This window comes from Vibrio sp. 10N.261.51.F11, from assembly GCF_041471665.1.
GTDB lineage: Bacteria > Pseudomonadota > Gammaproteobacteria > Enterobacterales > Vibrionaceae > Vibrio > Vibrio crassostreae_C.
The window spans coordinates 57,021-76,256 of the sequence record NZ_JBFROW010000017.1 but is presented as its reverse complement, the minus strand read 5'-3'; the positions used below and the strand labels follow the sequence as shown (position 1 = coordinate 76,256).

The window sequence follows — 19,236 nt, the reverse complement described above, 5'->3', positions numbered from 1 at the left end:
AGAAAAAGGCAAGGTTGTATCTGAACATTAACGCGCACTTCACAGTAGATTGACAAGTGTCTAGGCAAAAAGCCATAGATTTGACGTCACTAATTTGGCACTTAGCCTATTAGGGACATGCGCAACATACAGTTCAAATAATCCGAACAATTAACATCTGTAAAAAACAAATTACTGAAGATGTTAAATAGAGAATCTGATGTCTAAATTAGAATCAAGACATTGAGTTAATTATCAGAAGGTTAATGTTTTAATGAGTGAGTTTTCACAGTTGTTACGTAACTTCAGAAAGGAACTTCAATTTACACAAACAGAGTTTGCAACCTACTTAAATCAGCTGGACGACGAGTTTAATGCGGTTGACGTCGTAACGATAAATCGTTGGGAAAACAGTAAGGTAAAGCCTAGTACATACAAAGCACTCAAGATATTACAGTACCTTGGCGGAGATTTGTTTGAGACAATAAGGAGCTTTAATTCCGAACAAAAAGACACGTTAATCGAACTGTTTTTAAACGAATCCTATGGCTCATTTCAAAGTAGAATTTCAGCTCTATCAGGCCTGAATCAACAACAAGGCAAACGCAACTTTAAGTCACTGCCTTTAATGTCAGAGCCGTGTGACACTGGCGTTATCGACAGAATCAAACTACTTTCTAAATTCACAAAAGTCGATATTTCGCCATTGGACCAAATTGATTTATATCTCTACTACTGTGAGAAAAAAGCACATGGTCACAAACTGATCAATGTAGATGGTGACATTGTGAGTCACAACGTAGGCTTTTTCTTTGAAGACCATCAATTTGAAACATTAAAAACTCAAGAGCTAGATCTAAGAATGGCCTGCTCTTTAAATTCAAGCAAAAGCATAAATTATTTTAATATAAGCTCACACTCAGAGACAAGAGATCATGTTATTGAGCATATAGTTTCAGATATACAGTTACTTTCTCAGAACAAAAACATTAAAAAATATTCTGTTTTAGTAAAAGACCCCAATATGATGAGACTCTTGAAGAGTGTGGGGTTTGAAGTATTTAAATTTTCAGAACCTTCTGCTAAAAAATGTAATATTACATTCAAAAATAAATATTATAGCTACTGTATATTAACGATTGATAAAATAGACTATCTGACTAATCGGAACGTAATGTCACTAATCAAAAATGAATATTCTACCATGATGAAATTTCCGCAATTACTGCGCGAAGCGCGCAAAAAATTGAAGTTAACGCAAAAGGATTTTGCGGCATACATTAATCACTTAGATGATGAATTCAGCTCTGTAGATGTCGTAACGATAAATCGATGGGAAAATAGCAAAGTAAAACCAAGTAATTACAAAGCCCTAAAGCTATTGGACTGCCTTGGTCTGGACTTGTATACAACGTTGAAATCCTTTGATTCAGAAGATAACGAAGACAGTGCATTACTTGAAGACTTCCTTCGTGAGAGGTTCTTTTCGTTTCAAAGCCGAATATCGTCTATCTCTAAAGGGGAAATAGAAGAAGGCTGCGACTGTCAGATCATGCCACTAATGACAGATCAGAATGACAAAGCAGTAATAGATAGAATAAAGCTGATTTCACAATATACAAAGATGGATCCTTCAGCCCTTGATACCATAGATCTGTTTCTCTATTGCAGTGAAAAAAAGGCGCATGGCAGAAAAATGGTCGATGTTAATGGCGATATTGTTAGTCATAGCCTAGGTTTTTTCTTCAACGAAGAGGTGTTCGAGCAATACCAAAATAAGCATCTACATATTAAGCAAGCTTGCTCTTTAGATTCTAACCAGAACTTAAATTACATTGTGGTTAGCGGTCACTCTGAGAAGCGCGAACAATCTATTGCGAACCTGATTTCCGATATGAAGCTTCTTGCAAGCAATACTAAGATCAAGAAATTCTCTATGATGATCAAAAACCCAAATGCATTGGAGCTGATGAAAAACCTTGGATTTGAAATATGGAAGTTTTCAGAACCAACAGAACAAAAGTCGAACATCACCTTCAAAAACAAAAACTACCGCTATTGCGTACTGACTATCGACAAGATCGAATTACTGAGTAATAAACATGTTATTTCTTTTATTAGTAAATATGGTTAAGCACCGGATTTTACCAACGATAGAAAGCTTATACTAAATTCTGCTTAAGCTTTTCTTCCAACGCTTGGATACACAGCTTAATGGCGATAGGCGTATTTGAAGCGAATGGATTTAGCGCATAAACCGTGTTGGTGGGTAATTCAAAGCTTGGCAGCACGTCGACAACATCACCAAATAACTGAGGAATGCAGAAATCTGGAATCACACCGATACCAACACCTGATTTAATCAGAGCAAGGCAACTGTGGAACGAATTGGTGACGCAACTAGCTTGCTGTTGGTAGACAAAGTCCTGCTCAGTTTGAGAACTAAAATGATGAGTCACCTGCTTTCCCTGCCATGAGTTAGCAATATAAGGAATTGATTCAAGTTCACGCTCTCGCATGCTTTCTACGCCGCACAACACGTCTTTAAACTCGCCTAACCGTTTCTGCTTAAGATTACTGTCGCGCGAGCTACCCACTCGTACCGCGAGATCAATATCGTGATCCATGAAATCCAAGTGTTGATCATCACTGATCAGCTCAGGCTTTAGTTTCGGGTATTGCTTCATTAAATCCGCAATAACAGGCGCAACCAACAAGTCCATCAGTGCATTTGGAGCAGTAATACGAATCCGACCTTGGGGTTCTTCCAACTCAGCTTTCGCCATATCCCATGCCGATTCGGCGATTACATTAATATCCTTACAGCTTAGATAGAAACGTTCCCCCATACTGGTCAAGGTTTGTCTTCGCGTTGTTCGTTTAAGAAGCGAAGCACCGAGCTCTTGCTCTAAAATTTTTAGATGTTGACTGACGACGGATTTAGACAACTCTAACTTTTCAGCCGCAGCCGAGACTGAACCCTGATCTACGATATGAGCGAAAATCGACATCTGCTTTAGCTTACTCATCTTATTGTTCTCTTTTTACAAACAGTATTTTCCATTATCTCTGTTTTTAAAATCAATTTCCAAGACTAAACTCAATTCAACTTATCGAAATACCAAATAAAAAAGACAGTGCTCGAAACAAGACTGTTATGGAGAAAGACAATGTTAGACAACCAAATTTTAGAAGCATGTAAGCAAGGCATTAACGCGTGGCAAAAGGCTTTCAACAACCAAGATGCGAAAGGTTGTGCCGATCAATATACTAAAAGCTGTGTAATGGAAGCGCGTCCATTTGGTACTTTTGAAGGTCATGAAGCGATTCAAGCATTTTGGCAAAACATCATCGACCAAGGTTTCAAAGACGTTGATTACACCGATGTAAAATGGGAAGAGCACCCAGACGGCGGTTACATTCTTACCGCGAGTTGGACAATGAACAAAGCGTTTGGCGTTGTACATCATGAACACTGGGCACTTGAAGCCGATGGCTGCGCTCGCTTAGTCAGCGACAACTTCGAAGTTCAAGGCGAACGCTAGAGCTGTAATTAACAGCTAGAAGCTCAAAAATAGAAACAGAAAACAAAAAGCCAGCAATCCAAATGGACTGCTGGCTTTATAATGTTCACTCTTGTCGCCCTTTCACTTGGTTTGAAGGTGATTGAGTGACTCTACACAATCACTCAACACGCTCATCATTTCAAATCAAAGTATCTGGTAAGACAGAACAAATACAAGTCAAAGTTACAGTGCTGCTTTCTTCGCTTCTGTAATCCAACCATCGAACGTGCTTTGGTTCGCTTTGATCCAACCGTTTACGTGCGCTTCGATATCCGCAGAGCTGTTCTTACCTTTACTCATCATCATGTTCTGAGCGCTTACATCATTGATGTTAAGTTTGATGATTTCAAAAAGCTTCGCTGCTGATGGGTTGTTCTTAGCAAACTCTTTATTCGCAATAATGCGCATTGAGTTCATTTCGAAGCCGTAGTTTTTGCCGTTAGATAGCGTCGTATCCACGTTCGAACGCTCGCCAGGAAGTGCTGAGAAAGGAACTTCTAACCAAACTACATCTTCGTTAGGCACCAATACGCCACTTACCCAGTAAGGTGTCCACGTGTAGTAAAGGATTGATTCACCCTTTTGGTAACGAGAAATTGTATCTGCAATGATTGCAGCGTAGTTACCTTGGTTGTGAGTTACCGTATCGTCCAGTTTGAACGCTGAAAGTTGGTGTTCAATCACCATCTCACAACCCCAACCTGGGTTACAGCCTGTTAGGTCTGCTTTGCCATCACCGTCCGCATCAAACAGCTTCGCGATTTTTGGATCAGTTAATTGACCAATGTTGGTGATGTTGTACTTTTCAGCCGTTTTCTTATCAATTAGGTAACCTTGAGCAGCGCCGCTTACATATTGGCCTTCACGGTAGAATTTCTCATCACCACCTGCCATTGTGTATTTATCAGCATGAAGCGGGAACCAACCTACCGTTAGGAACGTTGCGTCACCCTTTGCAATCGAGGTGTAGCCTACGTTGTAGTCCACTTCTTGAGTTGATTTCACGTCATAACCCAGTTCTTCTAGAGCACGGTTAACGATCAATGTTTGGAATGTCTCTTCCGCTACAGACGATTGAACAGGCTGAACTGATACGCCATCACCCGGTAGGCTTGCTGCCCACACGTTAGTCGATACCGCTAATGTAGAAACGATGCTTACTGCGAGTTTACTCTTCCATGAATTATTCATTGGTGTTTTTCCTTAATTGAAGTTCTGATTTGTTACCGCGATTAAGTACATTCAGTACAAGGGAAACAGGTCCCATGCGATACCAGCGTAATTTTGTATTACCAGCATTGACACCCAGTACTTGGGTGATTCTGTCTAATAAGATGGCTAAGATAACGATGCCTAAACCACCAACAGCGGCCAGTCCCATATCCAAACGGCCAATACCTCTCAGTACCATTTGACCTAAACCACCTACCGCAATCATTGATGCGATAACCACCATCGATAACGACAACATCAGTGTTTGGTTCACGCCCGCCATGATAGTTGGCAATGCAAGTGGCAGTTGAATTCGGTAAAGCATCTGCTTTTTGCTTGCACCGAATGAGTGACCCGCTTCGATCAATTCTTCCGGAACTTGCTGAATACCCAAAATGGTCAAACGAACAACAGGAGGAAGTGCGAATATGATGGTCACCACGACACCCGGAACGTTACCGATACCAAACAACATGACGATCGGTACTAAATAAACGAAGGCTGGTGTGGTTTGCATAGCATCCAAAATTGGGCGCACGAATTTAGCCGCCGTGTTACTTCGAGCGAGCCATATCCCCATGGGTAAGCCAATCAATAGGCAGAAGAATACGGATGTCATGACCAGTGACAATGTGGTCATTGCTTCAGACCAAGCGCCAATCAAGCCAATGAAAGTCAAAGATACGGCCGTTGCAACGCCAAGCTTCAAGTTTGAAAACTGCCATGCCACTAGAAACAAGATGATCAACATGAATGGTGCTGGCGTAGACACCAACGCCGTTTCAAATGAACTTAGGATAAAATCGATAGGCACACGGATTGCCTGGAATAATGGGCGTCCGTGCTCAACTAACCAATTCAGTCCAGACTCAACCCAAGTGTCAACAGGCAGCACAGCCTCTGCAAAAGGGTTAAGTGGATCAAAAGGTGTCGTTTCAACGGTTTCGCTGCTTAACCAATCCGTTGACGGTGAGGTATCAGCGGATTGACCCCAAGGATCACTTGCAGGTTGAGCTGGAGGAGCCGATTGAGACCATGGGTCATTATTTGTTTGTTCAGACGACATGATCTACCCCTTATCCAATGTTTGTAACAGTCGTGACTTAGTCACCACGCCAAAGTAATTACCTTGCTCATCCACAACAGGCACTGAGTAAGGCACACCACCAACTAGGCCAAGCACATCATTGATTGGTAAATCAGGGTTCAGCGTTAGTCCATCATCGAGCTGTGCGCTGATGAGTGATTTGTTCTCTTTGTGGGCTTTACGAAGCGAGTCGATAGAGACAATGCCGGAGTAACGGCTGCTCTTCTCAACTACGATGCCGTACTCGCGGTCGTTATCCATCAAAATTTGTAGAGCGGACGCTGGGCCATCGTGTTCTGATTTTTTAAATACCGCAGCTGGCTTCTTACGCGCAATGTCTTTCACAGTAAGTACGCTTGCTACGTTCACACCACGGAAGAAAGCTTCGACATAATCATTCGCTGGGTTACTAAGAATATCGTCTGGAGTACCTACTTGAACCACTTCGCCATTTTGCATAATCGCAATTCGGTCACCGATACGCATCGCTTCATCCAAATCATGCGAGATAAAAACAATGGTTCGTTTATCGTCATTTTGAAGGCGAATAAGCTCATCTTGCATTTCTGTACGAATCAAAGGATCGAGCGCCGAGAACGCTTCATCCATCAACAAGATATCTGGGTCACATGCTAGTGCACGAGCCAAACCAACACGCTGCTTCATACCACCAGATAGTTCATCTGGGTAAGATTCTGAATATGCGCCAAGGCCAACACGTTCAAGTGCTTCAAGTGCTGACTGCTTTCGTTGCTCAACTTCAACACCCGCAAGCTCTAGACCAAATGCGGCATTCTCGATGACCGTCATATGCGGCATCAAAGCGAAATTTTGGAAAACCATCGAGATGTTGTTGCGGCGAACTTCGCGGAGTTCATCTTCTGAGATGTGGGCAATGTCTTTGCCTCGAAGAAGCACATTGCCTTTGGTTGGTTCGATCAAGCGGTTAAGAAGGCGTACTAGGGTTGATTTGCCAGATCCTGACAGTCCCATTATGACGAAAATCTCGCCTTCTTGGATACTAAGAGAAACATCGTTAACGCCGATCGTTAGCCCTGTTTCTTCGAAAACTTTATCTTTATTTGCGCCTTCATTAATCATTGTAAAAGCACGGTCGGTGTCTTCACCAAACACCTTGTACAGTCCCTTAACTTCCAGTATGGGATCCATGTAATCTAATCCTTTCTCAGTTATTTAAACTTAAATTGGTTATTTAAACCCGAAAAACAATTAGCACTCTAAGTAATTGACACGTGTAAATCAAGGTTCTTCGCTCGGTAAAACAAGGCAACAGACTGAAACCAGACCAGCAACAACAAGACCAAAAAATAAGCAAAAACAAAGCAAGTTACTGATAATAAAAGGGATAAATTAGATAAGCGTACGGCCAATATTATGTATTACGTAGTCGTAGATTATTGAATATTAATTTTACATTAGAGTAATTAATAGGCTGAATGAACCAACAAAAGCCATAATTAGTTCGTGCACAAACAATTCGAATACGAACTATTTATTAAGCTTTCATGATGTTTCCGAGGCGAAAGTTCGCTCGATAAAAAATATAAGATCAACTCTCAATCTCTACCTAAAAACCAAAGGTCAACCGGCTAAAGTCAGCGAGTTGAAATCAACCTTTTCAACCAAGAATTTTAATACGTCACACCAACTGTGATACTTGCTGCAAACTGTCAATTGGTGATTATCTAAGCTGAACTTCAACTTGTAGAGTGCTCATTGCTGAGCCATTCTTTATAAAATAAATAAGCATTTTCCCGTGACGAAATAGAGAAAAAGACAAGGAATTCGAATGATAAAAATGTTGGTGTGTGACTTTGACGGTACGCTTGATGGAGGCTCATCTCACGGTGTTAACCAGCTATTTGATTACCTCACAGAACAACCTGATATTCGCTTTATCATCGCGACAGGAAGAACATTACCTTCGATTCGAATGGGTTTAGAATCGGATAACTACCCGAAGCCACACAGTATTATTAGCGATGTGGGCACCAAAATTCATCATGTTCATTCCCAAAAACCAGACCATGTTTGGCATAACCAACTGGAAGCTTCTTGGAACAAATCAAGGGTAGAGACGGCTCTCGCCCCCCTTGATTTTATGGGTGAGCGGATAGAGAACCATCAAGGCGATTACAAGATCACTTTTGAAGGAAAGCTTTCAGAGCCTCAACACGAACTGATTGAATCTAGTTTGGAGATCCACGGATTAGATGTTCACCTGACTTACTCTCATGATTGGTACTTAGATATCACACCAAAAGGCGTTAACAAGGCGACTGCGATTCACCACCTACTCGAACAACACGATTTGAGCGTTGCAGAAGTGTGCGTCGCAGGTGACTCAGCTAACGACACCTCAATGCTCACCATTGAAGGCGTAAAGTCGATACTGGTTGCTAACCATTACCCAGAGGTTGCTCACCTATCGGATAGAGACAACGTATACACGAGTAGAGCAACACATGCTGAGGGTGTCTTAGAAGGCCTTAAATACTGGCAAGGACGTGCAGCAGCGGGTAATTAGAAATAAGGACTGCTCCCTACTTGCTATCCTTATTTCCAACCGGGAAGCCAATGATCCTTGTCGGTGAGATCCCGCCAGTTGATGTCTTCCTCACGTTTGGTCATCACCGCTTCTATTAAACAACGAATGACCTCCCCTTCTTCAAACTCTACCTCTGTGACCATGAAGTGTTTTTCTTTCTTTATTGGGCTAACGGCCGTCCATTTACTGCGAAGTAGTTTCTTTGGATTGATTCGATTCATGAGTTTATTTCTCGCTTAGATGTCATTGATTATTATGGATTGTCTAGCCGACACTGAGTAATAGTCTTCGTCGCAAGAAAAGGATCAAAAAAAGCCAGCGATTAGGCTGGCTTCATTCAGTTAGCTATTACTTGTTAAAGATTAGCCGTTTTTAGGTGGATCAAATGCCGTGAGTTCTAATACTGGACCTGTGTATTTTTCAATCTTCACAAGCGCAGAGTTTGCAGCACAGCCATTCGCCAAACGAGAAGTCGGGATATCTAACGTAAGCACGTTACAGCCACCGTTTTTACATAGGCCTGTCTCTTTATCTAAATCAGGCCAACCGCCTTCATGGATACATACAGAGCCTTGTTTGATGCCATCCGTCACTAATGCACCCACCAATACTTGTCCACGACCATTATGTGCACGAACCAAGTCACCCGTTTTAATGCCTCGAGCTTTCGCATCTTCAGGGTGAATTGAAATCGGCTCACGGTCTGCAATCGCATACTCTTCGCGGATCTTCGCGTAGTTGAACTGGCTATGCAGACGGTGCGCGGCGTGCGCTGTCATCAGTTGCAGTTCGCCATCTTTAGCGTTGCCTGTGTACTCTGTTGGTTCTAACCAAGTTGGGTGTGCAGGGCAATCATCTAGTTGGTAACCTTCAATGGTTCTTGAGAATATCTCGAACTTGCCACTTGGTGTACCTAGTGGGTTCATGATTGGGTTCTCACGGAAATCAGCGTAACGAACGAACTGTGCGTTCTTCTCATTCCACTTCATCTCAATGAGTTGGTTATCATCCCAGAACTTGCTGAAGTTAGGCATTACGATGCGCTGGCCACGACCGCCTTGCTGCGCTGTTTTGTAGAAACCGTACAGCCATTCCATTTCGGTCTTGCCTTCGGTGTACACATCACGGCCACCTGGAGCAAGCAACTCAGACATGTCCGCAAACACATCGAAGTCATTACGCGCTTCACCTTGAGGCTCAACGACTTTCTTCATTGGCACTAGGTGTTGGTTACTGTAGTCACCTGTCATCGTCATATCATTACGTTCAAACGATGTCGTAATTGGTAACACAATATCCGCGTGTTTAGCTGCTGCTGTCCAGTAAGGCTCTGAGATAACAATCAGCTCTGGCTTTTGCCACGCTTTGATCAAACGGTTGGTATCTTGGTGGTGAGTAAAGTTCGCACCGCCTGCCCACCAAATCATTTTGATCTCTGGGAACGTTAGGTTGTGGCCATTGTGATGGTAGCTTGAACCCGGATTTTCTAGCGCTTCAACAATACGCGCGACAGGGAATGCATTCACAGATCCTGAAACTGCCCAATCGTTACCCGCCGAAGAACCACCGCCAAGCGACGCTGAAATCGCAGGAAGTACGCCTGCATCACGAGCAGGGTTACCACCGTTTGAGTAGTGGTAAGAAAGACCGAAACCACCACCAGGTAAGCCAACTTGACCTAGCATTGTCGCTAGCGTAACCAACATCCAGTGACGTTGTTCACCGTATTGTTGACGCTGCATACCCCAGCCAGACATCAGCATCGTACGGTTCTTACTGAAGATATCCGCAAGTAGTTCCAGTTGCTTCACTGGCACACCACAGATCTCAGACGCCCACTCAGCAGATTTTTCAACGCCGTCTTCTTTACCCATTAGGTAAGCTTCGAATACGTCATAACCGGTTGTGTATTTGCCCAAGAATTCTTTGTCGTGTTTACCCTGCTTCACTAATGTGTGCGCAATACCCATCATCATGGCTACGTCAGTCATTGGGTGCGGAGCAATCCACTCAGCGTTGTCGCCAAAGAACTCGATAGTTTCAGAGCGCATTGGGTCAATCGCGATCACTGTCTTGCCCGATTTCTTCAACTGGTGGAAGAATTCAAGACCTGCACAGTCCGTTGAGCTCCAAGCGATCTTCAAGGTGTTAATTGGGTTTAGGCCCCAAAGTACCACCACATCACTGTGCTCAAGGATAACTGGGTAAGTCGTCTGCTGTTCATACACCTCAATCGAACCCACAACGTGCGGCATGATAACTTGCGCAGCACCTGTTGAGTAATCACCTAAGTGACCAGAGTAACCACCAGCCATGCTCATGTAACGTTGTAGAAGCGTTTGCGCTTTGTGCAGAACACCACTTGAACGCCAGCCATAAGAGCCTGCGAATACAGATTCCGCACCGTGCTCTTGACGAATACGTGAGTGTTGTTGGTGAATCAATTTGTACACTTCATCCCAAGAGATACGAACAAATTCATCACTACCACGTACACCTTCAGGTGCAGATGGGTTAGCCAAGTAGCCTTTACGAACCATAGGGTACTTAACACGCGCTTTGGTGTGTACTTGATCAGGGCCTGTGGTCTGCAGGCTATTTGGAACCGTTTGTGCCAGTGCATTCGTCGTCGACACTAACTTGCCATCTTTCACTTCACACAGCATTGGTCCCATACGACCTGATGTTAGAACACCAGAACCACGTTTGTCCGAAGCAATTGCGCTCATCGGCGTCAAAGATGTGAATGCCAACGCACCAGCTGTAATACCTGTGCCTTTCATAAATCCACGACGTGTCATATTAGTCATAATTTTATCCTTCTAATTCTCTTTAGTGACCAACAACGTCTTTCGCGTGGTTTTGGAAGTACTTAGTCAGCAGCTCAAGGTTTTGCTCAGAAATGTCTGTACGGTCGCCCATACTTTTCGCAACAGGTCCCCAAGCATTCACAGTGAAGTGGTTTGAAGGAATTTTCGCGTGACACGTTGCACAGTAAACGTTGTCCAACTCTTCTGCGTAAGACCAGATTGGGTCTAGTTTATCGACAACTGGAGAAGTGATATCACCCGTTAGCGCAACTGAACGCCACTCGTTACCGTAAGCATCGGCTTTATAGTCACCAGTAGTCAGTGCTTCTTGACCTTTGTCTGTCAATGTCGCAACGATTGCACGTTGGCCTTCACCGAAGTAAAGCACTTGCTCTGCACCTTTCATTTGGAATGCATTCAAAGTCACAGTACGGTTGTCGCCTTCAGCCTTAACCACTTGCAGTTCTGCTGTTGGGTTTACACTGCCGAAGTCACCCATTGCGATATCGGTTACTGGGTAAACCACTTTCGCATCTGCTGGCGTGTTTTTCGTAAATGCGATCAGGGTATCGAACGCTTTGCTATCTAGCTGAGCTTCAGGAGCAAAATGTGCAACGCCTTTGTGACAATCGATACACGTTTGGTTATTTTCACGACCATAAGCATGCATTTTTGCTGCATCACGAGATTGCTCGAACTCTTCCATTGCATCGAATTCGTGACAAGAGCGACAAGTCGCTGAGTCATTCTCGCGGAATTGAGCCCAAACTGTCTCAGCCATCTCTTCACGGTGTGCTTCATATTTCTCAGGCGTGTCTATCTTACCTGAAATAAATTCGTGGTAGATGTCTTTGGACGCTCTTACTTTGGTGATCACGTAGTCAATCGGATCAGTTGGAATGTGGCAATCGGCACATTCAGCTCGAATGCCTTTTGCGTTACTGAAGTGTACAGAACCTTGGTATTCTTTGTGGGGTGCTTCCATTGTGTGGCAAGAAACACAAAACTCAGTGCTCGATGTATAGTGCATAACGGCTGCAGTTCCCCCTAAGGTTAACCAACCAATACCTATACCAACCGCCGCTATTAGTGCGATATAACGTTTTTTTATTGTCATAATTCTTAATCATCTTCAACAATTGGTTACAATTAAGATCAGAATAGTACTTTAGGGGTAGATCAGTTTGATTTGGATCATAAATCGCATTCTGAGGAACAAAAATTGAACCTTTATGAGAACCCAAGGTCACTTCACGAAATTATTCCCCACCAGATACAATCACCCAGCAAATAAGAAGCAGCGGTTAAATATTCATTATTGATTAATCCAACATCAACGAGACAAAACGGCTTTCTAAGTCAAAGAAGTAAATTGTAAATCTATTACAATATTGGCTATCTATTTTTCATAAACTCCTCACTCAATGAACCAAACAGAATTCCAACAAAAAATGGCGAGTTTCACCTCGATTGAACAAGCGCTTGATTACTTCGAAATTGGGTTTGATAGCAAGTTCATCAACCAAAATAGAGTCGAGCTTATGAAACGCTTTAATGGTTATCTGATCCTGTCAAAACCCGATGATTGGTTCTCAGGAAGAAGAGCGCTGAAAAACGCTTATTGTAAGGTTCAACGCAGCAAGTTAGATCGCCACACACGTTCAGCCTGTCGTGGGTGTACAACTTGTCAGCGTCGATAGATAGGAAGTACTGCTCAAAGTAGAGAACTAAAAAGTAGATAGTTGAAATAACATCTCATTACGATTTAGTTAGTGGTTTGCTCGAAAAAAAGTGTGCTAGTCTTACGGCAACTCAACTACGAGATAAAAACTACAATGAAAATTTTCAGCAATTTCGAAAGCGGCAACATTCACGTCGTTTCTGCAGATTCACCACAAAACATTCAACTGACGATCCCAGCAGACTACCAAACTGAAATCTCTCAGTGGTTTCACTTCCGCTTAGAAAGTGAAGCTCAACAATCTCACCACTTTGAAATCGGTCAATTGGCAACATCTGCCTACCCTGAAGGCTGGAAAGATTACGATGTAGTTGCATCGTATGACCGTGAAGAGTGGTTCCGTATCCCATCTCAGTTCGATGGCGATACATTAAGCTTCGATATCATCCCTGAACACGATTCAATGTACTTCGCGTACTTCGCGCCGTACTCATACGATCGTCACCAAGATCTTCTGCACAATGCTCAAACGCACCCTGCTTGTAAGCTTGAAACTCTAGGTCAGACGCTAGACAACAACGACATCACTTTGCTAACCATCGGCGAGCCAAGTGAAGAGAAGAAAAATATCTGGGTTATCGGTCGCCAACATCCAGGCGAGACGATGGCTGAATGGCTGATCGAAGGCCTGCTACAACGCCTACTTGATGAAACAGATACGGTTGGTCGCTCTCTTCTAGACAGCGTTGTGTTCAGAGTTGTACCAAACATGAACCCAGATGGCAGCATCCGCGGTCACCTGCGTACTAACGCGATTGGCGTAAACCTGAACCGCGAATGGCAATCACCTTCTATGGAACGCAGCCCAGAGGTATTCCTTGTTCGCGAGCGTATGCTGGAAACGGGCGTTGACCTGTGCCTAGATATTCATGGCGATGAAGCGATTCCATATAACTTTGTAGCAGGTAGCGAAGGCACACCTTCTTACAACGAGCGCATCGCGAAGCTAGAGAACCACTTTAAGCAAGCACTGCTCACTATCACGCCAGAGTTCCAAGATGAATTTGGTTACGATAAAGACGAACCGGGCAAAGCAAACATGACAGTTGGCACAAACTGGATTGGTGAGCAATTCAAGTGTTTGGCTTACACCGTCGAGATGCCATTTAAAGATCACATCAGTCACGCTGACGAACTTTACGGCTGGTCTCCAGAACGAAGTGTCGCGTTTGGTCACGATATGCTAGCCGCAGTTTGGGCTACAGTAGACGAGCTATAAGGCGAACTAAGCTCATTAGCTTTACCTGTATCGCCTTTGGTTTATAAGAATCTGGGCTATAGATAGAACAAAGCCCAGCACTTGTGAAAGTGCTGGGCTTTTTAATATCGGCTTGGATGAGTGAATCTAACTTTAAAAGCTTTCTATGCCACTCTGAGGCTAGCAAAAAACACTGGGTATCTTTGCCTAATGTGGCGTTGTTCAGACACCATATCTTTGAAGCTCGGACCTTGTGATAACTGAACGATCACTTCGTCACCTTCTTGTCGCAATACAGCACCGCTAATATCGATACTGTTGTTGTCATGCAACCTCAAGGTGCCGGCCATTGAAAAGCCACGATAAACCGGAATGATGTTACGCATCATCAGGCGTACACCCTTTTCAGAAACTTCGCTGACATGAAAAAGCTCATCCTTAATTCGCATCACCGGACGAGCCTTTTGAGGGTACTTTAAGCGGTAATATTTGCGTTTCTGGGTGAATGAATCTTCACGCATTAGTGACTCCCTGTCTCTGTTATTTCGGTCAAGCAATAGGCTGTAGCTTCAATTGGTCTCAAATAAACACATTCACCAAATTGATAGCTAATAATTATATCGACTTCCCGAGCTAATGCTTTAGAGATTTATACAGAGAAACACGGATTGCTTAGCATTCAGTAAAAAATGAGAACTGAATCGGAAATGAAAACTAAGATGGAAACGAGAACTAAGCCGGAAATGAACTGAACCAATAGCTAAAAACCCAATTCTTCGCATCGCACCCTAAAGCTGAAACAATGCCAACTGAATGCTGAAGCCCACGAATAGAATCCCACACACAATGTTCACCATTTGCGAGGAGCGCTTATTATCCATACAAGCGCTTAAAGGTATCCGCCATTAAGATCACAACTAAGAACCACATCGACACCACTGACGCTTGAATTGCACCAAGTATCAAACTGTCTGTCACAATCGCATCTGTTGAAACAAATTGAGGGAATATAGAAAGATAAAACAGGACGATTTTAGGATTCAGTAGATTAGTGAGGAGCCCTTTGAAAAATTGGCTGTAAAGCTTACTTCCCGATGCACTGACCACAGGGAGCACACCCTCTTGAGCGCGCAGCGCCGCACGAAAATGGTTATACCCAAGCCAGACAAGATACAAAACCCCAGCCCACTTTAGCCCTTCAAAGGCCATGGGAGTGTTCGACAGTAATAGGCTTATGCCGTTGGCCGAGATAAAGGCGTGAAAAAAAAACCACATGACACGCCCAACACGTTCACAAATGCGAACAGCTTTCTTTGAGTTAAGGCTGTGCTTAATACCAACAGCGCATTTGGGCCCGGGATAATAGCAATAAAAAACACGATAACAATAAACAGCCAGATACTTTCCCAACTCATTTCGATCTCATTTCATGAACATTTTTAGGGCGGACATTGTACGTCCATTCAGTGCCATTACAATATGATAAACGCTTAATTATCGCGTATGGCTAACATACATAATTCGCGCGTATAATGAATGTGTTTATCGTCTAACATACAAAACTGATTCTCTAACATTTGTAGCCCTGTTAGACTCCACCTCCCTTTTGATACTTGGTTCATTTATGTCATTTGCTAGCCTAACCCTTAACGCAAAAACCGTCTCCGCGCTCCCATCTCAATTCAATAAGCCAACAGAGATACAGCAAGCGGTAATTCCTACCATTATTGCGGGGAAAGACGTACTTGCATTGGCTCAAACGGGCAGCGGTAAAACATTGGCGTTTGGCTTACCTTTACTGAATAACATCAACCAAGATGTGAATGAACTGCAAGCACTGATCATTGTTCCAACCCGTGAACTTGCATCTCAAGTGACCAAATCTTTAGAGCCGATCGCAACAGCGCTTGACATCAAATTGGTAACGCTAACGGGCGGCGTAAATACTGATGATCAACAGCAACAATTATCGACTAAACCACAATTAGCCATCGCCACACCGGGCCGCTTACTTGCTTTAATCAAAAGTGATGAACTGGATGTCGCTCAGTGTTCATCATTGGTTCTTGATGAAGCCGACCGCCTGATCGACATGGGCTTTTGGCCAGATATTCAAGCGATTACTTCAGCACTACCGAGCAAACGTCAGTCACTGTTGTTCTCTGCGACACTTCCGCCCGAATTAGTAGGGCAAGCTGAAGAGCTTCTTTTAAATCCAGTTAAAGTCACGACACATCAAGAAAACAGCGTGGTCGCGACTATTGAAGAAACCCTGTATTTAGTGAACAAAGGCAGTAAAGCTCAAGCGCTCATCGCACTACTCAATCAACACACATGGCCGCAAGTATTGGTATTTATTGGCGCAAAAGACAATGCCGATGCATTAACCAAACGATTGAATAAAGCCAAAATCAGTGTGAGTGCGTTACATGGAAATAAGAGCCAAGAAGAACGAGAGCAAGCATTAGAAAGTTTCAAAAATGGCGAGACTCGTGTGCTTATCGCGACAGACGTGATGGCTAGAGGCATTCATATTGATCAGTTACCTGTCGTAATTAACTTCGAATTACCTTCTCACTCAGCAACTTACGTACACCGCGTTGGTCGTACAGCAAGAGCAGGAAGTACTGGCTGCGCGGTCTCTCTGGTTAGCCACAGCGAAACTGACTACCTCAATGCGATTCGCACCTTGACCAATAAGCCGTTAGTGCTGCAACCATTAGAGGGTTTCCCGGTTACCGACAAACCTGCATCTGAAACGACCGCTCGCAAGCGTCCACCTAAAGATAAAATGGCCAATCGAAGAACAGCTAAAAAGAAAAGCATTAAGCAATTTAAAAGCAAACCAAATAGCTCTAAGTAACCAGAAATAACTCTAAGTAACCAGAAATAGAATGGTCAGCTCAGTTTGTACTGGGCTTTTTTATATGCAACAAAATACAAATTCACACCCAAAAACTTCCCTAAAGTTGCCAACTTAAATGACACTTTTGTGAATTATGATGCCAACGTATTGATTCTTGGTTGCTCAAAAAAAATACTCTTAAATCACGTTGACGCCCCTATATCTAGCAACTAGATTTTTCTATTAGTGTCTACAACAGGAGGTCATTGAAATGAAACGTGCTAGCTCTACATATCGATTACAACTGATTAAGGAAGTGGCAACTCGCCGAGATCGTCAACGTTCCAATGACCCGATGGCAAACTACATACAAACCCTAATAGATAATAAAGATGATTGTGATACTTCGGTTGAACGCAACCAGAGGTTCAGTGGCAGTCATTTTGATGAGCACATAGGTGGTTGGGTAAGTGACCACTGGGGTAACAAGTAGGACAAAGAGAGTAATCCAACCAGCATAATCGCTGTAGAATTCGTCTCCGAATTAACCTATCATCTGCAACAATTCCCTATCCTAGAGTAAGCAGAAAGTGTCTGAGTTAAAAAGAGAAAAAGAAGTGATGGTTGCCTTCCAAGTGATACCTCGCGTTAAAGAAGGCAACAACTTCGAAGTGGTTGATAAAGCCATTGAAGTTGTGAAAGCTGCCGATGTGCCTTTCCAAGTCGGTGCGATGGAAACTACGATGAAAGGTGAACTCAACCAATTACTCGATATCGTTAAAAAAGCAGAACAAGCTTGCTACGATGCAGGGGCGGTAGAAGTGATCACAAACATTAAGATTCACAGTAAAACCACCGAGGCCGATGATACATTTTGCACGTACCATCGTGGTGTAACGAAAGCGAATCACATGTTTGTTTAATCACATTTTTGTTTCTGAAAACTGAGCTTTAAGAAAGGCTCTGAAGAACCAGTGGTGTTATTGGAAAGGCATGTCTGAGAGGTGAGAAAGGATTTCCATTCGTTCTTCTTCTGACATCGAATGCCAATCACGCGGAGTCTCTTCAGGGTCATCTTTTGCCCCGATCGGTTTTCGGTCAAGTGCTTTGACTGGCTCTTTTTTGATTTTTACGTTCTTTTTATTCATACCGACACCACTCCTTCAGGTACAAAGGTACCTACTTTAATATTACACCCCAACCATTATGTAAAGTAATAGTTACTTCGGAGTTAAATAAAATCTAAATACTTCCTCTTTAGCCAAAAAGATCTCTTTGGGGACTGGTATTTCCCTCTTCATCGACCTGCTTACCAATCAAGTTTTTTTGATTCATTATTTTTCTTCTATAGCGCTGACGACACAGCTTTATCACGTGCAATTGTTCTGACGGTGTCATCGACATCCAATTAAAGCGCTCTTCTCTCTTGCGCATACAACCGTTGCAATAGCCTTTGTCATCGCTTGAACAAACCCCAACGCAAGGGCTTGGAACTTGGAAAAACTCTAACTGCTCCACCATGCCTCCTTACACATTCAAAATTACGCTTACTCTCTCAAAAATAAGCGATTAATTTGTCGCCTGGCTCGTGAAATCCATACTAAACTATGACCTTATACTGACACATATAGTGTTTTGTAAACTATACTTTGAACCCATCAAGTTACACTTATCCGGTAACTTCGTTCTTTCCTTTGGAGCCTTATAATATGAAGTTTAGTTCAAAAAAATTACTAGCAGTAGCCGCTTTACCTATGATGCTAGCAGCATGCACAACAACAGGTGACAACGCGATGCAAGTAACACCAACCGATCTACAGCACCATAATTGGGAACTTGCGCAAATTGATGGCAAGGACATTGTGAAAAGCGAAGACCAAGCAGCTCCTCGTCTAGAGATCGGCGAAAAGATGACTGCAAACGGCATGGCTGGTTGTAACAACTTCTTCGGTCAAGGCGAGCTGAAAGACGGTCAATTCCGTATCAAGCAAATGGGCATGACAATGAAAATGTGTCACGGCTCTGCGATGGAAATCGAACAATCGGTTTCTGCTACTCTAAGCGAGTGGAGCGACGTAACGCTAACAAACGATACGCTAGTACTGAAAAACGATGTACACACGCTAACGTACACAATTCGTGACTGGGTAAACTAATCCGTCATCGAAACCAAATACTGATTAAAGGAGCCTGATGGCTCCTTTTTTATTGTCAGCTTGCCCTCACTAC

Annotated in this window: 20 protein-coding genes; 9 read left to right on the top strand and 11 right to left on the bottom strand. The window is 43.2% G+C overall.

Translation table 11 applies throughout. The features are described from left to right. Positions 1 to 253 precede the first annotated feature (253 nt). A complete protein-coding gene (locus tag AB4351_RS06125; protein ID WP_372111051.1) occupies positions 254 to 2,113 on the top strand; it encodes a helix-turn-helix domain-containing protein in 1,860 nt (619 codons plus the stop codon). Positions 2,114 to 2,141: 28 nt separating this feature from the next. Here the strand turns inward: AB4351_RS06125 and AB4351_RS06120 are convergent, their stop codons facing one another. After that, on the bottom strand, positions 2,142 to 3,008 hold the full coding sequence (locus AB4351_RS06120) for a LysR family transcriptional regulator (protein WP_372125358.1): 867 nt from the start codon (positions 3,006 to 3,008) through the stop codon (positions 2,142 to 2,144). A gap of 141 nt (positions 3,009 to 3,149) precedes the next feature. On the opposite strand from AB4351_RS06120, the gene AB4351_RS06115 reads away from it, so the two are divergent. Beyond that, entirely contained in the window at positions 3,150 to 3,524 is a 375-nt protein-coding gene (locus AB4351_RS06115) for a nuclear transport factor 2 family protein (protein ID WP_017060338.1), read from the top strand. A gap of 204 nt (positions 3,525 to 3,728) precedes the next feature. Here AB4351_RS06115 and proX read toward each other — a convergent pair whose 3' ends face one another. From proX to proV, 3 genes are read right to left on the bottom strand one after another with little or no spacing between them, the layout of a single operon-like run. Further along, positions 3,729 to 4,736, bottom strand: coding sequence for a glycine betaine/L-proline ABC transporter substrate-binding protein ProX (gene proX, locus AB4351_RS06110; RefSeq protein ID WP_017065955.1), 1,008 nt, complete (start codon positions 4,734 to 4,736; stop codon positions 3,729 to 3,731). Beyond that, on the bottom strand, positions 4,729 to 5,823 hold the full coding sequence (gene proW, locus AB4351_RS06105) for a glycine betaine/L-proline ABC transporter permease ProW (protein ID WP_102321520.1): 1,095 nt from the start codon (positions 5,821 to 5,823) through the stop codon (positions 4,729 to 4,731). Before proW ends, proX begins: the two co-directional genes overlap by 8 nt. Before the next feature lie 3 nt (positions 5,824 to 5,826). Beyond that, on the bottom strand, positions 5,827 to 7,014 hold the full coding sequence (proV, locus tag AB4351_RS06100; RefSeq protein WP_017067805.1) for a glycine betaine/L-proline ABC transporter ATP-binding protein ProV: 1,188 nt from the start codon (positions 7,012 to 7,014) through the stop codon (positions 5,827 to 5,829). Between the two features lie 640 nt (positions 7,015 to 7,654). On the opposite strand from proV, the gene AB4351_RS06095 reads away from it, so the two are divergent. After that, positions 7,655 to 8,392 carry an HAD-IIB family hydrolase gene (locus AB4351_RS06095; RefSeq protein ID WP_372125357.1) on the top strand — a complete coding sequence of 246 codons (738 nt, stop codon included), beginning with the start codon at positions 7,655 to 7,657 and terminating at the stop codon, positions 8,390 to 8,392. Between the two features lie 29 nt (positions 8,393 to 8,421). Here the strand turns inward: AB4351_RS06095 and AB4351_RS06090 are convergent, their stop codons facing one another. The 3 genes from AB4351_RS06090 to AB4351_RS06080 form a co-directional block, all read right to left on the bottom strand. Next, positions 8,422 to 8,634: a TIGR02450 family Trp-rich protein gene (locus AB4351_RS06090; RefSeq protein WP_017071930.1), complete on the bottom strand. Its 213-nt coding sequence runs from the start codon at positions 8,632 to 8,634 to the stop codon at positions 8,422 to 8,424. A 141-nt stretch (positions 8,635 to 8,775) separates the two neighbouring features. Next, positions 8,776 to 11,223 carry a molybdopterin guanine dinucleotide-containing S/N-oxide reductase gene (locus tag AB4351_RS06085; RefSeq protein ID WP_372125354.1) on the bottom strand — a complete coding sequence of 816 codons (2,448 nt, stop codon included), beginning with the start codon at positions 11,221 to 11,223 and terminating at the stop codon, positions 8,776 to 8,778. Between the two features lie 22 nt (positions 11,224 to 11,245). Then, on the bottom strand, positions 11,246 to 12,340 hold the full coding sequence (locus AB4351_RS06080; protein WP_017060332.1) for a NapC/NirT family cytochrome c: 1,095 nt from the start codon (positions 12,338 to 12,340) through the stop codon (positions 11,246 to 11,248). 307 nt (positions 12,341 to 12,647) lie between these two features. Between AB4351_RS06080 and AB4351_RS06075 the strand changes: the two genes are divergently transcribed. Beyond that, positions 12,648 to 12,923, top strand: a complete 276-nt coding sequence (locus AB4351_RS06075; RefSeq protein WP_017060331.1) for a nitrogenase-stabilizing/protective protein NifW — start codon at positions 12,648 to 12,650, stop codon at positions 12,921 to 12,923. A gap of 135 nt (positions 12,924 to 13,058) precedes the next feature. Next, complete coding sequence (locus AB4351_RS06070) at positions 13,059 to 14,183, top strand: M14-type cytosolic carboxypeptidase (RefSeq protein WP_372103058.1); 1,125 nt, start codon at positions 13,059 to 13,061, stop codon at positions 14,181 to 14,183. Positions 14,184 to 14,326: 143 nt separating this feature from the next. Here the strand turns inward: AB4351_RS06070 and AB4351_RS06065 are convergent, their stop codons facing one another. Together AB4351_RS06065 and AB4351_RS06060 are read right to left on the bottom strand one after the other, a co-directional pair. Next, positions 14,327 to 14,683: a hypothetical protein gene (locus AB4351_RS06065; RefSeq protein ID WP_017060329.1), complete on the bottom strand. Its 357-nt coding sequence runs from the start codon at positions 14,681 to 14,683 to the stop codon at positions 14,327 to 14,329. A 352-nt stretch (positions 14,684 to 15,035) separates the two neighbouring features. Beyond that, on the bottom strand, positions 15,036 to 15,572 hold the full coding sequence (locus AB4351_RS06060; RefSeq protein ID WP_372125352.1) for a LysE family translocator: 537 nt from the start codon (positions 15,570 to 15,572) through the stop codon (positions 15,036 to 15,038). Between the two features lie 214 nt (positions 15,573 to 15,786). Between AB4351_RS06060 and AB4351_RS06055 the strand changes: the two genes are divergently transcribed. The 3 genes from AB4351_RS06055 (at position 15,787) to AB4351_RS06045 (ending at position 17,930) form a co-directional block, all read left to right on the top strand. Continuing rightward, positions 15,787 to 17,025: a DEAD/DEAH box helicase gene (locus tag AB4351_RS06055; RefSeq protein WP_372125350.1), complete on the top strand. Its 1,239-nt coding sequence runs from the start codon at positions 15,787 to 15,789 to the stop codon at positions 17,023 to 17,025. A gap of 253 nt (positions 17,026 to 17,278) precedes the next feature. Continuing rightward, the gene (locus AB4351_RS06050) at positions 17,279 to 17,500 is read left to right on the top strand and encodes a hypothetical protein (protein ID WP_017057116.1); all 222 of its coding nucleotides are present in this window, start codon (positions 17,279 to 17,281) and stop codon (positions 17,498 to 17,500) included. A 127-nt stretch (positions 17,501 to 17,627) separates the two neighbouring features. After that, positions 17,628 to 17,930 (top strand): thiamine-binding protein, encoded by a 303-nt coding sequence (locus AB4351_RS06045; RefSeq protein ID WP_017065764.1) that lies wholly within the window; start codon positions 17,628 to 17,630, stop codon positions 17,928 to 17,930. Positions 17,931 to 17,987: 57 nt separating this feature from the next. Here the strand turns inward: AB4351_RS06045 and AB4351_RS06040 are convergent, their stop codons facing one another. Together AB4351_RS06040 and AB4351_RS06035 are read right to left on the bottom strand one after the other, a co-directional pair. Then, a complete protein-coding gene (locus tag AB4351_RS06040) occupies positions 17,988 to 18,155 on the bottom strand; it encodes a hypothetical protein (RefSeq protein ID WP_017060325.1) in 168 nt (55 codons plus the stop codon). Positions 18,156 to 18,264: 109 nt separating this feature from the next. Further along, positions 18,265 to 18,528 carry a DUF1289 domain-containing protein gene (locus AB4351_RS06035; protein ID WP_017060324.1) on the bottom strand — a complete coding sequence of 88 codons (264 nt, stop codon included), beginning with the start codon at positions 18,526 to 18,528 and terminating at the stop codon, positions 18,265 to 18,267. 188 nt (positions 18,529 to 18,716) lie between these two features. On the opposite strand from AB4351_RS06035, the gene AB4351_RS06030 reads away from it, so the two are divergent. Next, complete coding sequence (locus AB4351_RS06030) at positions 18,717 to 19,163, top strand: META domain-containing protein (protein WP_004734625.1); 447 nt, start codon at positions 18,717 to 18,719, stop codon at positions 19,161 to 19,163. Positions 19,164 to 19,236: the final 73 nt, after the last annotated feature.

Coding starts and splice junctions, on each gene's coding strand:
- AB4351_RS06125 (WP_372111051.1), top strand. CDS start 254: ATGAGTGAGTTTTCACAGTTGTTACGTAACTTCAGAAAGGAACTTCAA.
- AB4351_RS06120 (WP_372125358.1), bottom strand. CDS start 3,008: ATGAGTAAGCTAAAGCAGATGTCGATTTTCGCTCATATCGTAGATCAG.
- AB4351_RS06115 (WP_017060338.1), top strand. CDS start 3,150: ATGTTAGACAACCAAATTTTAGAAGCATGTAAGCAAGGCATTAACGCG.
- proX (WP_017065955.1), bottom strand. CDS start 4,736: ATGAATAATTCATGGAAGAGTAAACTCGCAGTAAGCATCGTTTCTACA.
- proW (WP_102321520.1), bottom strand. CDS start 5,823: ATGTCGTCTGAACAAACAAATAATGACCCATGGTCTCAATCGGCTCCT.
- proV (WP_017067805.1), bottom strand. CDS start 7,014: ATGGATCCCATACTGGAAGTTAAGGGACTGTACAAGGTGTTTGGTGAA.
- AB4351_RS06095 (WP_372125357.1), top strand. CDS start 7,655: ATGATAAAAATGTTGGTGTGTGACTTTGACGGTACGCTTGATGGAGGC.
- AB4351_RS06090 (WP_017071930.1), bottom strand. CDS start 8,634: ATGAATCGAATCAATCCAAAGAAACTACTTCGCAGTAAATGGACGGCC.
- AB4351_RS06085 (WP_372125354.1), bottom strand. CDS start 11,223: ATGACTAATATGACACGTCGTGGATTTATGAAAGGCACAGGTATTACA.
- AB4351_RS06080 (WP_017060332.1), bottom strand. CDS start 12,340: ATGACAATAAAAAAACGTTATATCGCACTAATAGCGGCGGTTGGTATA.
- AB4351_RS06075 (WP_017060331.1), top strand. CDS start 12,648: ATGAACCAAACAGAATTCCAACAAAAAATGGCGAGTTTCACCTCGATT.
- AB4351_RS06070 (WP_372103058.1), top strand. CDS start 13,059: ATGAAAATTTTCAGCAATTTCGAAAGCGGCAACATTCACGTCGTTTCT.
- AB4351_RS06065 (WP_017060329.1), bottom strand. CDS start 14,683: ATGCGTGAAGATTCATTCACCCAGAAACGCAAATATTACCGCTTAAAG.
- AB4351_RS06055 (WP_372125350.1), top strand. CDS start 15,787: ATGTCATTTGCTAGCCTAACCCTTAACGCAAAAACCGTCTCCGCGCTC.
- AB4351_RS06050 (WP_017057116.1), top strand. CDS start 17,279: ATGAAACGTGCTAGCTCTACATATCGATTACAACTGATTAAGGAAGTG.
- AB4351_RS06045 (WP_017065764.1), top strand. CDS start 17,628: ATGGTTGCCTTCCAAGTGATACCTCGCGTTAAAGAAGGCAACAACTTC.
- AB4351_RS06040 (WP_017060325.1), bottom strand. CDS start 18,155: ATGAATAAAAAGAACGTAAAAATCAAAAAAGAGCCAGTCAAAGCACTT.
- AB4351_RS06035 (WP_017060324.1), bottom strand. CDS start 18,528: ATGGTGGAGCAGTTAGAGTTTTTCCAAGTTCCAAGCCCTTGCGTTGGG.
- AB4351_RS06030 (WP_004734625.1), top strand. CDS start 18,717: ATGAAGTTTAGTTCAAAAAAATTACTAGCAGTAGCCGCTTTACCTATG.